The sequence below is a fragment of the Bradyrhizobium huanghuaihaiense genome, from assembly GCF_025200885.1.
GTDB classification, from domain to species: domain Bacteria; phylum Pseudomonadota; class Alphaproteobacteria; order Rhizobiales; family Xanthobacteraceae; genus Bradyrhizobium; species Bradyrhizobium huanghuaihaiense.
The window spans coordinates 5,313,286-5,326,811 of sequence record NZ_CP104172.1 but is presented as its reverse complement, the minus strand read 5'-3'; the positions used below and the strand labels follow the sequence as shown (position 1 = coordinate 5,326,811).

Annotated in this window: 13 protein-coding genes and 1 pseudogene; 12 read left to right on the top strand and 2 right to left on the bottom strand. The window is 64.0% G+C overall.

Annotated features, from left to right (window positions below; genetic code table 11):
- Positions 1-3: 3 nt before the first annotated feature.
- The gene (locus N2603_RS25595) at positions 4-645 is read right to left on the bottom strand and encodes a PAS domain-containing protein (protein ID WP_260384307.1); all 642 of its coding nucleotides are present in this window, start codon (positions 643-645) and stop codon (positions 4-6) included.
- Positions 646-986: 341 nt separating this feature from the next.
- On the opposite strand from N2603_RS25595, the gene N2603_RS25590 reads away from it, so the two are divergent.
- The 7 genes from N2603_RS25590 (at position 987) to N2603_RS25560 (ending at position 7,460) form a co-directional block, all read left to right on the top strand.
- Positions 987-1,742: an ABC transporter ATP-binding protein gene (locus tag N2603_RS25590; protein ID WP_008551999.1), complete on the top strand. Its 756-nt coding sequence runs from the start codon at positions 987-989 to the stop codon at positions 1,740-1,742.
- Entirely contained in the window at positions 1,735-2,481 is a 747-nt protein-coding gene (locus N2603_RS25585) for an ABC transporter ATP-binding protein (RefSeq protein WP_260384306.1), read from the top strand. The genes N2603_RS25590 and N2603_RS25585 overlap by 8 nt, the downstream gene beginning before the upstream one ends.
- Before the next feature lie 39 nt (positions 2,482-2,520).
- Positions 2,521-3,738, top strand: coding sequence for an ABC transporter substrate-binding protein (locus tag N2603_RS25580; RefSeq protein WP_018646092.1), 1,218 nt, complete (start codon positions 2,521-2,523; stop codon positions 3,736-3,738).
- Between the two features lie 67 nt (positions 3,739-3,805).
- Entirely contained in the window at positions 3,806-4,669 is an 864-nt protein-coding gene (locus tag N2603_RS25575; protein WP_008551982.1) for a branched-chain amino acid ABC transporter permease, read from the top strand.
- Between the two features lies 1 nt (position 4,670).
- A complete protein-coding gene (locus tag N2603_RS25570) occupies positions 4,671-5,639 on the top strand; it encodes a branched-chain amino acid ABC transporter permease (protein ID WP_260384305.1) in 969 nt (322 codons plus the stop codon).
- A gap of 156 nt (positions 5,640-5,795) precedes the next feature.
- Positions 5,796-6,440, top strand: coding sequence for a DUF47 domain-containing protein (locus N2603_RS25565; protein WP_018646090.1), 645 nt, complete (start codon positions 5,796-5,798; stop codon positions 6,438-6,440).
- A gap of 12 nt (positions 6,441-6,452) precedes the next feature.
- Entirely contained in the window at positions 6,453-7,460 is a 1,008-nt protein-coding gene (locus N2603_RS25560) for an inorganic phosphate transporter (protein ID WP_260384304.1), read from the top strand.
- On the opposite strand, the gene sugE is transcribed toward N2603_RS25560, so the two are convergent.
- Entirely contained in the window at positions 7,453-7,767 is a 315-nt protein-coding gene (gene sugE, locus N2603_RS25555) for a quaternary ammonium compound efflux SMR transporter SugE (protein WP_260384303.1), read from the bottom strand. The genes N2603_RS25560 and sugE overlap by 8 nt on opposite strands.
- Positions 7,768-7,926: 159 nt before the next feature.
- Between sugE and N2603_RS25550 the strand changes: the two genes are divergently transcribed.
- The 5 genes and pseudogenes from N2603_RS25550 (at position 7,927) to N2603_RS25530 (ending at position 13,492) form a co-directional block, all read left to right on the top strand.
- Entirely contained in the window at positions 7,927-9,549 is a 1,623-nt protein-coding gene (locus tag N2603_RS25550; protein WP_018646087.1) for a peptide chain release factor 3, read from the top strand.
- A gap of 99 nt (positions 9,550-9,648) precedes the next feature.
- On the top strand, positions 9,649-10,227 hold the full coding sequence (locus N2603_RS25545) for a hypothetical protein (protein WP_260384302.1): 579 nt from the start codon (positions 9,649-9,651) through the stop codon (positions 10,225-10,227).
- A 196-nt stretch (positions 10,228-10,423) separates the two neighbouring features.
- Positions 10,424-11,008 (top strand): NnrU family protein, encoded by a 585-nt coding sequence (locus tag N2603_RS25540; RefSeq protein ID WP_018646084.1) that lies wholly within the window; start codon positions 10,424-10,426, stop codon positions 11,006-11,008.
- Positions 11,009-11,077: 69 nt separating this feature from the next.
- A pseudogene (locus N2603_RS25535) lies at positions 11,078-12,669 on the top strand (class I adenylate-forming enzyme family protein).
- A 169-nt stretch (positions 12,670-12,838) separates the two neighbouring features.
- Positions 12,839-13,492 carry a tetratricopeptide repeat protein gene (locus N2603_RS25530; RefSeq protein WP_018646082.1) on the top strand — a complete coding sequence of 218 codons (654 nt, stop codon included), beginning with the start codon at positions 12,839-12,841 and terminating at the stop codon, positions 13,490-13,492.
- Positions 13,493-13,526: the final 34 nt, after the last annotated feature.

Below are 13,526 nucleotides of genomic sequence, written 5' to 3'. Positions count from 1 at the left end.
GCTCTAGTTCAGCTCGATGATCTCGGTGGCCTCGCCAGCCTGATCGGCGAACTCGACGACGTCCGCGGCCGCGATGCGGCCGGGGGTGCGATGAAAGAGATCGCGGTCGATCACGGCGCACAATTTGGGACGCGGCAGCGCGTCATTTCCGCGCATCAGATTCCTGATTTCGAAGCCGCCGTCCTCGCAAAAGGTCTTGAGCGAGGCGATGACGTGACAGACCTTGTCGTCGGTCAGGAACGGCAGCAGCAGGCGCTCATAGGCGACGACGCGCCCATAGATGTCGTCGACGTCGGCAACGCTGTAGACCGGAAGCCCGCGCGCGACGCATTCATGATAGACGGGCATCACTGAGGGCACGAGCCGCGGCCCGATATATTCATCCAGCGGCACGCCCTTGCCGGTGTGCCCGTAGGCGTGCGAGATGCGCGTGCCTTCGCTCTGGATGATGAGGCGCGGGTGGGCAGCCGAATTGTCCACCGTATAATAGATGAGATCGGACAGCTCTTCCTCGAGCCGTGCCGGCTGGTACTCCCAGATCGCCGGTGCGATCTCTTGGCGCGCATAAAGTCGCAGCCACGTGTTCAGCAGATCTCTCTGCCTGATCGACTTGACGACGGAGGGAGCGGCGCTTGCGAAATCCAAAACAATATTCCCGGCAGATATACCCGCAGCATGATGCCGCTTGCGGGAAAATATTCTATGAAGGCTGGCGCGCGGGGCGAAAGACCGTTAACGACGGCTTGATGGCCGGTGCTTTTGCGAACCGGGAGGCCGGGCAGGCACGACATCGAACATCTCCGACTAAGGGAGCATTTGTATCCCAGCCGGAGGCCTGATCTGCTCAGCTTTCCACCTTGCCTAACCCCCGTCACCTCCGGCATATTCCGCGCCCGGAGGCGGCGTTCCGGACGGGCTCCAAGACCTCCGGAATGCCGAAGCAACAAGGACAGCCACGCGCGTTGCGCGGGCAGGGGGAAATCTGTTTGGCCGATGAGTTCATTCTCGAAACGGAAGGCTTGACCAAGGAGTTCGCGGGCTTCTTCGCCGTCCGCGACGTTGCGCTCAAGGTTCGCCGTGGGAGCATTCATGCGTTGATCGGCCCGAACGGCGCCGGCAAGACGACATGTTTCAATCTTCTGACCAAGTTCCTCAAACCATCTGCCGGAAAGATCCTGTACAAGGGGCAGGACATCACCGCGATGGCGCCGGCCGACGTCGCCCGCATGGGACTTGTCCGTTCATTCCAGATCTCGGCGGTATTTCCGCATCTCACCGCGCTTGAAAACGTCCGTGTCGCGCTTCAGCGCCAGCACGGCAGTTCCTTCGATTTCTGGCGCTCGAAGTCGGTGCTCAACCGTTTCAACGATCGCGCGCGCGAGCTGCTGAACGATGTCGGCCTCAGCGAGTTTGCCAACACGCCCGCGGTCGAGATGCCCTATGGGCGCAAGCGTGCACTGGAGATCGCAACCACGCTCGCGCTCGACCCCGAGATGATGCTGCTGGACGAGCCGATGGCCGGCATGGGCCACGAGGACATCGACAAGATCGCGGCGCTGATCAAGCGCATCTCCGCGAAATACACCATCCTGATGGTCGAGCATAACTTAAGCGTCGTGGCCAATCTCTCCGACATCATCACCGTGCTGACGCGCGGGCAGGTGCTCGCGCAAGGCCATTACAGCGAGCTCACCAAGGACGAGCGCGTCAAGGAAGCTTACCTGGGAGCCGGTCATGCCTGACACTGCGATCGCCGAGGCTCCGGCAAGGACTGCGACCGGCGGAAACATCCTCCAGGTCCGCAACCTGGAAGCATGGTACGGCGAGTCCCACATCCTGCACGGGATCAACTTCGACGTGAATGCGGGCGAGGTCGTCACCCTGCTCGGGCGTAACGGCGCCGGCAAGACCACCACGCTGAAGTCGATCATGGGCATCATCGGCAAGCGTGCCGGGTCGGTGAAGTTCAACAACCAGGAGATCATTCGCGCCACCTCCGACAGGATCGCGCGGATGGGCATCGCGTTCTGCCCGGAAGAGCGGGGGATATTCGCCAGCCTCGACGTCCGCGAGAATCTGATGCTGCCGCCGGTGGTGCGCGAAGGCGGACTGCCGCTGGAGCAGATCTTCGATCTGTTTCCGAACCTGAAGGAACGGCTCAACAGCCAGGGCACGAAGCTGTCCGGCGGCGAGCAGCAGATGCTCGCGATCGCACGCATTCTGCGCACGGGCGCGAGCTTCCTGATGCTGGACGAGCCGACCGAGGGCCTCGCGCCCGTCATCATCCAGCAGATCGGCCATACCATTGCGCGGCTCAAGAAGGAGGGCTTTACGATCCTCCTCGTCGAGCAGAACTTCCGCTTCGCATCCACCGTCGCCGATCGCTACTACATCGTCGAGCACGGCAAGGTGATCGACGGTTTTGCGAACTCGGAACTGTCTGCGAACATGAACAAGCTGCATACTTATCTCGGCGTCTGACGCCCCGAGTCATTCAATAGAGGATTTCCCGGAGGGAATATGAAACAGCATTTTTCTGCACTTCTTCTCGGCATGGCGTTGGGATTCGTCGCAAGCGGCGCGTCGGCACAGGACAAGACCGTCAAGATCGGCGTCCTGACCGATAATTCCGGTCTCTATTCCGACCTCGGTGGCGCGGGCTCCACGCTGGCTGCCCAGATGGCGATCGAGGATTCCGGGCTTGCCGCCAAGGGCTGGAAGATCGACTTGATCTCCGCCGATCATCAGAACAAGCCCGATATCGCCACCACCATCGCGCGCCAATGGATCGACGTCGAGAAGGTCGACATCTTCATGGATGTGCTGAACTCCGGTGTCGCACTCGCGGTCAACAATGTCGTCAAGGAGAAGAATTCGATCCTGATCGACACCGGTGCGGCGACGTCGGATCTCACCAACGCCCAATGTTCGCCGAACACGATCCATTGGGTCTATGACACCTACATGCTCGCCAACAGCACCGGTCAGGCGCTGGTGAAGGCTGGCGGCGATTCCTGGTTCTTCCTGACGGCCGACTATGCGTTCGGCGCGGCGCTGGAGCGCGACACCGCGGCGGTGGTGCAGAAGGCGGGCGGCAAGGTGCTCGGCAGCGTCAAGCATCCGCTCAATTCCTCGGACTTCTCCTCGTTCCTTTTGCAGGCACAGGCCTCGAAGGCGAAGATCGTCGGTCTTGCGAATGCCGGCGGCGATACCACCAATTCGATCAAACAGGCCGCCGAGTTCGGCATCGTTGCCGGCGGGCAGAAGCTTGCCGGGCTGCTGTTGTTCATCACCGACGTTCACTCGCTCGGCTTGAACGTGGCGCAGGGGCTCAATTTCACAGAAACCTTCTATTGGGATCTCAACGACGGAACGCGTGCCTTCTCCAAGCGCTTTTCGGAGCGCATGAAGAACAAGGCGATGCCTTCGATGGTGCAGGCCGGCGTCTATTCGGGCTTGGTCCACTACTTCAAGGCGCTCGAGGCGATGGGCGGCAATCCGCATGACGGCGCCAAGGCGGTCGAGAAGATGAAGTCGATGCCGACCGACGATCCGCTGTTCGGTCAGGGCAGTATCCGGGTCGATGGCCGCAAGATTCACCCGGCCTACCTGTTCGAGGTCAAGAAGCCCTCGGAATCGAAGGGGCCGTGGGACTACTACAAGCTGGTGGGCACCGTCCCCGCTGACCAGGCGTTCCGGCCGCTCTCCGAGAGCGTCTGTCCGCTGGTGAAGAAATAACTCTCGTGGCCCGCCGGGCGGTCGTGCCGCCGGCGGGCTTTCATTTTGGTGGCGGAAGCTAATCCCGATGCAGGCTCTCTACGCACAGCTACTGGTGGGACTGATCAACGGCTCGTTCTACGCGTTGCTCAGTCTCGGGCTTGCCGTGATCTTCGGCATGCTCAACATCATCAACTTCGCCCATGGCGCGCTCTACATGATGGGCGCCTTCGTCGCCTATTTCCTGCTGAACCTCGGCGGCATCAATTACTGGTGGGCGTTGCTGCTGGCGCCGATCATCGTCGGCATCTTCGGCATGATCCTGGAGCGGACCATGCTGCAATGGCTGACCGGGCTCGACCATCTCTACGGCCTGCTCTTGACCTTCGGCATCGCGCTGATCGTGCAGGGCGTGTTCCAGAACTATTTCGGCTCCTCCGGCCTGCCTTACGCCATTCCGGACCAGCTCAAGGGCGGCATGAATCTCGGCTTCATGTTCCTGCCGATCTATCGCGGCTGGGTCGTCGTGTTCTCGCTGGTGGTGTGTCTTGCCACCTGGTTCCTGATCGAGAAGACGCAACTCGGCGCTTACCTGCGCGCCGCCACCGAAAACCCGACGCTGGTCCGCGCCTTCGGCATCAACGTGCCGCGCATGATCACGCTGACCTACGGTCTCGGCGTCGGCCTTGCGGCGCTCGCCGGCGTGCTCTCGGCGCCGATCAACCAGGTGCGCCCGCTGATGGGCGCCGACCTCATCATCGTCGTGTTCGCCGTGGTGGTGATCGGCGGCATGGGATCGATCATGGGCTCCATCATCACCGGCTTCGCGCTCGGTGTGATCGAGGGCCTGACCAAGTATTTCTACCCCGAGGCCTCCAACACCGTCGTGTTCGTGCTGATGGTGCTGGTGCTGCTGGTGAAGCCAACGGGATTGACGGGAAGGGCGGCCTGATATGACAACCCTGACGGACGATACGCTGCGTGCGACACCGCGTGCGATGCGCGACGAGATGATCGTATTCGCAGTGATGGCGCTGCTGCTGGCGGCGGTGCCATTCACCGGGGTCTATCCGTTCTTCGTGATGCAGGCGCTGTGCTTTGCGCTGCTTGCCTGCGCCTTCAATCTTCTGATCGGCTATGGCGGCCTGTTGTCGTTCGGCCACGCGATGTTCCTGGGGACCGCCGGCTACTGCAGCGCGCATGCGCTGAAGGCGTGGGGGCTGCCGCCGGAGCTCGGCATCCTCGTCGGGGTCGCCGCGGCTTTCGCGCTCTCGATCGTGACCGGCTACATCTCGATCCGCCGCCAGGGCATCTATTTCTCGATGATCACGCTGGCGCTGTCCCAGCTGCTGTACTTCATCTACCTCCAGGCCCCGTTCACCCATGGTGAGGACGGCATCCAGGGCATTCCGCAGGGACACATGTTCGGCGTCCTCGATCTGTCCAAGCCGACGGTCCTGTACTATGTCGTGCTGGCTGGCTTCCTCGCCGGGTTCCTGCTGATCTTCCGCATCATCAACTCGCCGTTTGGCGAGGTGCTGAAGTCGATCCGCGAGAACGAGCAGCGCGCCATCTCGCTGGGCTACCGGACCGACCAGTACAAGTTTCTGGCCTTCGTCCTGTCCGGCACGCTGGCGGGCTTCGCCGGATCGCTGAAGGTGTTCGTGGCCCAGAATGCCTCGCTCACCGACGTGCATTGGTCGATGTCGGGCGAGGTCGTGCTGATGACGCTGGTCGGCGGGCTCGGTACCATCTTCGGCCCCGTGGTCGGCGCCTTCGTAATCATCGCCATGCAGCAATATCTGGCGAGCTTCGGCCAGTGGGTGACGGTGATCCAGGGCTCGATCTTCGTGATCTGCGTTCTCACCTTCCGCCGCGGCGTCATCGGTGAAATCGCGCATTACTTCCGGCGGTCGCTCTAAGTAATTGATTTGACGGAATATTGTCTGCTTCTTGAAAGCGGTGGATGATCCGGCTCCGCGGGCGTGAGGTGGCACGCGCGCGGATCGAAAATGGTCTATGACAGTTTTGTGACGGCCCATCCGGGCCGGGCCATTTCCAACCGGTAGCCTGTCCCCATGATGCGATGGTTTCGCGCGTTCCTGCCCAAGGAAGAACGGTTCTTCGACCTGTTCGACCGCCATGCCCAGACCGTGATTCAGGGCGCGATCGCGCTCCAGGGCGTGCTCAACGGGGGCGAGGAGACGCCGGTCTATTGCCAGCGCGTCAACCAGTTCGAGAACGATGCCGACAACATCACCCGCGAGGTGCTGACGGCGGTGCGCCGCACCTTCATCACCCCGTTCGATCGCGGCGACATCAAGAACCTCATTACCTCGATGGACGATGCCATCGACCAGATGCAGCAGACGGCCAAGGCCGTGATGCTGTTCGAGGTCCGCGCCTTCGAGCCGCCGATGCGGGAGATCGGCGCGCTTCTGATCGAGTGCGCCAATCTGGTCGGCCGCGCGCTGCCGCTGATGCAGTCGATCGGCCCGAACGTCGCCATGCTGACCGCGATCACGGAAGAGCTGACCAAGCTCGAGGGCCGGGTCGACGATCTCCACGACATCGGGCTGAAGGAGCTGTTCCTGAAGCATCGCGACGGCAACGCGATGGATTTCATCGTCGGCGCCGAGATCTACGACCACCTCGAGAAGGTGGCCGACCGCTTCGATGACGTCGCGAACGAGATCAACAGCATCGTCATCGAGCAAGTGTAGGGCAGGGCTGCTGTGGATGCTGCGTTGGGTGTTCCCGTCCTGGTCGGACTGATCGCCGTCGCGCTGCTGTTCGACTTCCTGAACGGCCTGCACGACGCCGCCAATTCGATCGCGACCATCGTGTCGACCCGCGTGTTGCGGCCGCAATTCGCGGTGTTCTGGGCCGCGTTCTTCAATTTCGTCGCCTTCATGGTGTTCGGCCTGCACGTCGCCCAGACCATCGGCACAGGCATCATCGATCCCTCGATCGTCGATGCCCAGGTGATCTTCGCGGCCCTGGTCGGCGCCATCGTCTGGAACCTCGTGACCTGGGCGCTCGGCATCCCGTCCTCGTCCTCGCACGCGCTGATCGGCGGCCTCGTCGGCGGCGGCATGGCCAAGGCGGGGATTTCGGCGGCGGTGTGGAGCGGATTGTCCAAGACTGTGCTGGCGATCGTGCTGTCGCCGCTGGTCGGCTTCCTGCTCGCGATGATGCTGGTTGCGATCGTGTCCTGGGCCTCGGTGCGTTCGACGCCCTTTGCCGTGGATCGCGCCTTCCGCATCCTGCAATTCGCCTCCGCCTCGCTCTATTCGCTCGGCCATGGCGGCAATGACGCGCAGAAGACCATGGGCATCATCGCCGTGCTGCTCTATTCGCAAGGCCATCTCGGCAGCGAGTTCTCGGTGCCGTTCTGGGTGGTGCTGTCCTGCCAGGCGGCGATGGCGCTGGGCACGCTGATGGGCGGCTGGCGCATCGTCCGCACCATGGGCCTGCGCATCACCAAGCTGACGCCGATGCAGGGTTTTTGCGCCGAAACGGGCGGCGCGGTGACCCTGTTCATGGCGACCTTCCTCGGGGTTCCCGTCTCGACCACCCACACCATCACCGGCGCCATCGTCGGTGTCGGCGCGGCCCGCCGCGTCTCGGCGGTGCGCTGGAACGTCGCAAGCTCGATCGTCTATGCCTGGGTGATCACGATCCCGGCCTCGGCCATCGTGGCCGCGCTGACCTGGTGGGCGGTCAAGATCTTCGTCAGGTGACGAGCTTCAACCCGACGATCCCGGCGACGATCAATCCGATGCTGGCGAGGCGGAAGGCCGTGGCCGGCTCCCCGAAGAGGACGATGCCGAGCGTCGCGGTGCCGACCGCGCCGATCCCGGTCCAGACCGCGTAGGCGGTCCCGACCGGCAGCGATTTGAGCGCGACCCCGAGCAGGATGACGCTGCCGGCCATCGCCGCGAGCGTGATGACGGAGGGAACAAGCCTGGAAAAACCCTCGGTGTATTTCAGGCCGATCGCCCAGGTGATCTCGAGAAGACCGGCGACGAACAGGATGCTCCAGGCCATGACGACCCTCCATTCACGGCAGGGTCGTCCCCGCGGCTGATATGCTGGTGGGAAAGGAGGGCCGTCCCTCCCAAACGGCGATATGGGGCTGGCCGGAGGGCTCCGCAATCACCAAATGAGGCTTGATCAGGCCCATTTTCCCTGCCAAACGCTCCCGCCATGTCCGACATCGCCACCACCACAGCCGAATCGCCGGCCCGTTCCCCGCTTGCCACCGAGGTGGCGCGGCGGCGGACCTTCGCGATCATCTCCCACCCCGACGCCGGCAAGACCACGCTGACCGAGAAGCTGCTGCTGTTCGGCGGCGCCATCAATCTCGCCGGTCAGGTCAAGGCCAAGGGCGAGCGGCGCAACACGCGATCGGACTGGATGAAGATCGAGCGCGAGCGCGGCATCTCGGTCGTGACCTCGGTCATGACCTTCGAGTTCGAGGGCCTCGTCTTCAACCTCCTGGACACGCCGGGCCACGAGGACTTTTCGGAAGACACCTATCGCACGCTCACCGCGGTTGACTCCGCCGTGATGGTGATCGACGCCGCCAAGGGCATCGAGGCGCGCACGCGAAAGCTGTTCGAGGTGTGCCGTCTGCGCGACATCCCGATCATCACCTTCATCAACAAGATGGACCGCGAGAGCCGCGACGTGTTCGAGCTGCTCGACGAGATCGAGAAGACGCTGGCGCTCGACACCACGCCGATGACCTGGCCGGTCGGCCGCGGCCGCGACTTCCTCGGCACCTACGACGTCGTCAATGGCGGCGTGCGCCTGCTCGAAGGCGGCGGCGCCAAGACCGGCGCGGCGCAGCAGATCGAGATCGCCGAGCTCGCCAAGCTCAACGCCAATCTCGACGTCTCCGCGGTGAAGGACGAGCTCGAGCTCGTCACCGAAGCCTCGAAACCGTTCGAGCTCGGCGCCTTCCGCGAGGGACATCTGACGCCGGTCTATTTCGGCAGCGCGCTGCGCAATTTCGGCGTCGGCGACTTGCTGGAAGGCCTCGGCAAGTTCGCGCCCGAGCCGCGCGCGCAGGAGAGCGACCAGCGCAAGGTCGAGGCCACCGATCCGCGCATGAGCGCCTTCGTGTTCAAGATCCAGGCCAACATGGATCCGAACCACCGCGACCGCATCGCCTTCGCGCGCCTGTGCTCGGGCAAGCTCAGCCGCGGCATGAAGGCGAAACTGGTGCGCACCGGCAAGAGCATGCCGCTGTCGAGCCCGCAATTCTTCTTCGCGCAGGACCGGTCGGTGGCGGACGAGGCATTCGCCGGCGACGTCGTCGGCATTCCCAATCACGGCACGCTGCGCATCGGCGACACGCTCACCGAGGGCGAGGATTTCACCTTCGTCGGTGTGCCGAGCTTCGCGCCGGAAATCGTCCGCCGCGTCCGTCTCACCGACGCGATGAAGGCGAAGAAGCTGAAAGAAGCGCTTCAGCAGATGTCGGAAGAGGGCGTGGTGCAGGTGTTTCGCCCGCGCGATGGTGCCCCGGCGCTGGTCGGCGTCGTCGGTGCGCTGCAGCTCGACGTGCTGAAGGCGCGCCTGGAGGCGGAATATTCGCTGCCGGTCGAGTTCGAGGTCAGCGAGTTCCAGCTGGCGCGCTGGGTCTCCTCGGACGATCGCAAGAAGCTCGACACTTTTATTGCCGCCAACACCTCGAGCATCGCCGACGACGTCGACGGCGATCCCGTGTATCTCGCCAGGAACGAGTTCTATCTCGGCTACACGAGGGAACGCGCCGAGGGTATCGAGTTCACCAACGTCAAGGACGTCAAGAAGAAGGGGTAGGGTGCCGCTGTCGTTCGCGCGCGAGCATGTGAACGCGCGCGGACTTGACGCGTTCACGGATAATGCCACCTCTTTCTCGTGGCATTGCGAGCTCACTCCATGTGGCGCGGCATCCTTGTTTTCATCTTGCTGACGATCTCGACGGTCGCCGCCGACGCGCAGCGACGTCAGATCAATCCGATCCCGTTTGCGCACGAACCGTGCAGCGTGCTCGATTATCGGCCCTGCACGCCGTCCTATTGCAGCCCGCTCGAGCCCGGGCCCTGCATTCCCGAGATGGACTATCCCTATGGGCAAAATCTTCAGCTGACGATCGAGAGCGTGCCGTCCGAGGCCGATCGCGCAAAATACCAGAAGCCGGATCACGATCTCGACACGATCGGCGACCTCTTCGCCGAGCTGCGCACCTGCTGGTCGCCGCCGGCGGACAATGCGCGGGCGGGCATGCAGATGGCGGTGCGCTTCAGCTTCAACAAGGCGGGCGCCCTGATCGGCCCGCCGCGCTTGACCTTTGCGACCGCGGGCGTGCCGGCTGCCACCCGCACGACCTATCTTGACGCCATCAATGCATCGCTGAACGCCTGCCTGCCGCTGAAATTCACCAGCGGCCTCGGTGGTGCCCTGGCCGGCCGACTGATCGCGATCCGCTACGTCGATAACAGGAAGCTCGGAAAGTAGCTCTATCCCCTCATCCTGAGGTGCGCGTTCTTCACGCGCGTCTCGAAGGATGAAAGGCCACGCTGTCGCGACAGCCGGGCCTGCATGGTTCGAGACGCGCGCAGGGGCGCGCTCCTCACCATGAGGGGGTGAGAGTTGCGACCATCGGCCAATCGATGATACCTCAGGGGCGGGGGCTGCTTGAGGGGAGGATGTCATGGGTCTGCTGGTCATGATCCTGGGGCTGGTGCTGTTTTTCGCGGCCCATGTTTTCACGACGAAACGCGAGGCGCGCGCGCAGGCCATCGCCAGGCTGGGCGAGGGGACCTACAAGCTCCTCTACGCAGTGGTCTCGCTCGCGGGGCTGGCGCTGATCATCTGGGGCTTTTCCCATTATCGCAGCTCCGGCTGGATCGACGTCTGGTACCCGCCGAAGGCGCTCAAGCACATCACGCTCGCGCTGATGCTGCCCGCCGTCATCCTGGTGGTCGCCTCCTATTTGCGCGGCCGCATCTATGCGACGCTGAAGCACCCGATGCTGGCCGGCATCAAGCTGTGGGCGGCCGCGCATCTGCTCGCCAATGGCGACCTCGGCTCGATCATCCTGTTCGGCTCGTTCCTGGGCTGGGCGGTCTATGACCGCATCTCGCTGAAGCATCGCAAGGATGCCGGCGGCCCGCCGATTCCGGTCGGCGGCGTCACCAATGATCTGATCGCGGTTGCCGTCGGCGTCGTTGCCTATCTGGCGCTGGCCTTTGCGTTCCATCCCGTCGTGATCGGTGTTCCCGTCGTGGGGGTCTAGCCGATCAGCGCAAGACAGCTCGGCATGCCCGTGCGCGGAAGGTGACAAAGCAACAAGCCGAGGCCTCCGATGGACTGGTCGCATTCAAAAATCCCGCCGATGCACCTCGAGGCGCGCTTCGGCGATCGGGTGGTGCCGGCGTTCTGTGACCGGCCGGCCAGTCTCTGGGCGATGATCGCGGACGCCTGCGCCCGCAATCCCGATGGTGAAGCGCTGATCGCAGGCAATGTCCGGCTGAGCTGGCGGCAGGCGGTGGAGCGGGCCGCGCAGATCGCCGCGGGTTTGCGCAAGCTCGGCCTGCAGCGCGGCGATCGTGTCGCGATCCTGCTCGGCAACCGCATCGAATTTCCGCTGCTGCTGTTTGCCGCCGCGCATGAGGGCCTCGTCACGGTGCTGCTCAGCACGCGCCAGCAGAAGCCTGAGATCGCCTATGTGCTGGCCGATTGCGGCGCGAAGATCCTGATCTATGAGGCGGGGCTCGCCGAGCGGCTGCCCGAGGCGCCTGATGTCCCGGACGTCATCCATCGTATCGTCGTCGATGACGATCCGCGCCTGTCGCGCTTTGCGGTGCTCGCAGACAATCCCCCGGCGCCTGCGCCGGTCGAGACGAGCGAAGAGGACACCGCGATGATCCTCTACACCTCGGGCACCACAGGCAAGCCGAAGGGCGCGATGCTCGCCCATGCAACATCGTGCATTCCTCGATGGTCTTCGTCTCCTGCCTGCAATTGACGCAAGCGGATCGTTCCATCGCAGCCGTGCCGCTCGGCCACGTCACCGGCGTCGTCGCCAACATCACCACCATGATCCGCTGCGCCGGCGCGCTGAGCATCATGCCGGAATTCAAGGCCGCCGATTATCTCAAGCTCGCCGCGCGCGAGCGCGTCACCTACACAGTGATGGTGCCGGCGATGTACAATCTCTGCCTGCTGCAGCCCGATTTCGACAGCTATGATCTGTCGAGCTGGCGCATCGGCGGTTTCGGCGGCGCGCCGATGCCGGTCGCCACCATCGAAAAGCTCAAGGCGACGATTCCCGGCCTCAAGCTGATGAACTGCTACGGCGCGACCGAGACGACGTCGCCCTCGACGATCATGCCGGGCGAATTGACGGCGAGCCATATCGACAGCGTCGGCCTGCCGTGCCCCGGCGCACGCATCGTCGCGATGGACGCGGACGGGCGCGAGCTGCCTCCCGGCGAGATCGGCGAGCTCTGGATCCGGAGCGCCTCCGTCATCAAGGGCTACTGGAATAATCCGAAAGCCACCGCCGAAAGCTTCACCGGCGGCTTCTGGCGCTCGGGCGATCTCGGCTCGGTCGATGCGGACGGATTCGTGCGCGTGTTCGACCGGCAGAAGGACATGATCAATCGCGGCGGCCTGAAGATCTATTCGGCCGAGGTCGAATCCGTGCTGGCGGGGCATCCCGCGGCGATCGAGAGCGCGATCATCGCCAGGGCCTGCCCGGTGCTGGGCGAACGCGTCCACGCCGTGGTGGTGACGCGCGCACCTGTTGCCGACGCCGATTTGCGCGCCTGGTGCGCCGAGCGGCTGTCCGACTACAAGGTCCCCGAGACCATGGCGATCACATCGCAGCCGCTGCCGCGCAACGCCAATGGCAAGGTGCTGAAGCGGCAGCTGCGGGAGCGCCTCGGAACCTGAGCGGGGGCAGGTCGCCTCCCGGGCTCCGCCGGGTGGTTAACGCCTTGATCGGGCTCGCTTTGCCTTGCCACCGCCATATCGTTAGGGTACCTCGCCGCCACACGGGGGACGGGATTCCTGACGCGAACGCCTTGGCGCGCGTACCCGGACGGGCATGGGATTAGCATAAGTGTCTGAATTATTTGACGAAGTCGACGAGGAAGTACGTCGCGAACAGCTCAAGAAGCTGTGGGACAAGTATTCGATCTACTTCATCGCCCTGATGGTGCTGGTCGTGGCCGCTGTCGGCGGCTGGCGCGGCTACCAATATCTGGAGGCCCAGAAGGCCGCCGAGGCCGGCGCCGCCTTCGAGAAAGCCGTCGAGCTGTCCGAGCAGGGCAAGCACGCCGAGGCCGAGACCGCCTTCACCGAGCTCGCCGCCAAGGCCCCCTTCGGCTATCGCACCCTGGCGCGGCTGCGCGCTGCGGCCGAGGCGGCAAGCCGTGATCCCAAGGCGGCCGCCAAGCTGTATGACGACATCGCCGCCGACCGCGGCGTGGGCGGCGAATGGCAGGATCTGGCCAGGATTCGCGCCGCCGGCCTCCTGGTCGACAGCGCCTCCTATGCCGACATCCAGCAGCGGCTGGAGGCCTCCGCCACCCCGAAATCGACGTTCCGCCACACCGCGCGCGAGATGCTGGCGCTGTCGGCCTGGCGCAACAACGACATGACTGCGGCCCGCAAATGGCTCGACACGATTGCCGAGGACGGTGAAACGCCACCCGGCCTGCGTTCTCGTGCCGAGGCGCTGGCGGCTCTGCTGCCGCCCGTCGCCAAAAGCTGACCAAGAGCTGACCGATGGGCTCTCTGACCTGACG

Excerpts from the sequence above, each read along its gene's own strand:
- N2603_RS25585 (WP_260384306.1), top strand. The coding sequence starts at position 1,735 with ATGCCTGACACTGCGATCGCCGAGGCTCCGGCAAGGACTGCGACCGGC.
- N2603_RS25580 (WP_018646092.1), top strand. The coding sequence starts at position 2,521 with ATGAAACAGCATTTTTCTGCACTTCTTCTCGGCATGGCGTTGGGATTC.
- N2603_RS25575 (WP_008551982.1), top strand. The coding sequence starts at position 3,806 with ATGCAGGCTCTCTACGCACAGCTACTGGTGGGACTGATCAACGGCTCG.
- N2603_RS25570 (WP_260384305.1), top strand. The coding sequence starts at position 4,671 with ATGACAACCCTGACGGACGATACGCTGCGTGCGACACCGCGTGCGATG.
- N2603_RS25565 (WP_018646090.1), top strand. The coding sequence starts at position 5,796 with ATGATGCGATGGTTTCGCGCGTTCCTGCCCAAGGAAGAACGGTTCTTC.
- sugE (WP_260384303.1), bottom strand. The coding sequence starts at position 7,767 with ATGGCCTGGAGCATCCTGTTCGTCGCCGGTCTTCTCGAGATCACCTGG.
- N2603_RS25550 (WP_018646087.1), top strand. The coding sequence starts at position 7,927 with ATGTCCGACATCGCCACCACCACAGCCGAATCGCCGGCCCGTTCCCCG.
- N2603_RS25545 (WP_260384302.1), top strand. The coding sequence starts at position 9,649 with ATGTGGCGCGGCATCCTTGTTTTCATCTTGCTGACGATCTCGACGGTC.
- N2603_RS25540 (WP_018646084.1), top strand. The coding sequence starts at position 10,424 with ATGGGTCTGCTGGTCATGATCCTGGGGCTGGTGCTGTTTTTCGCGGCC.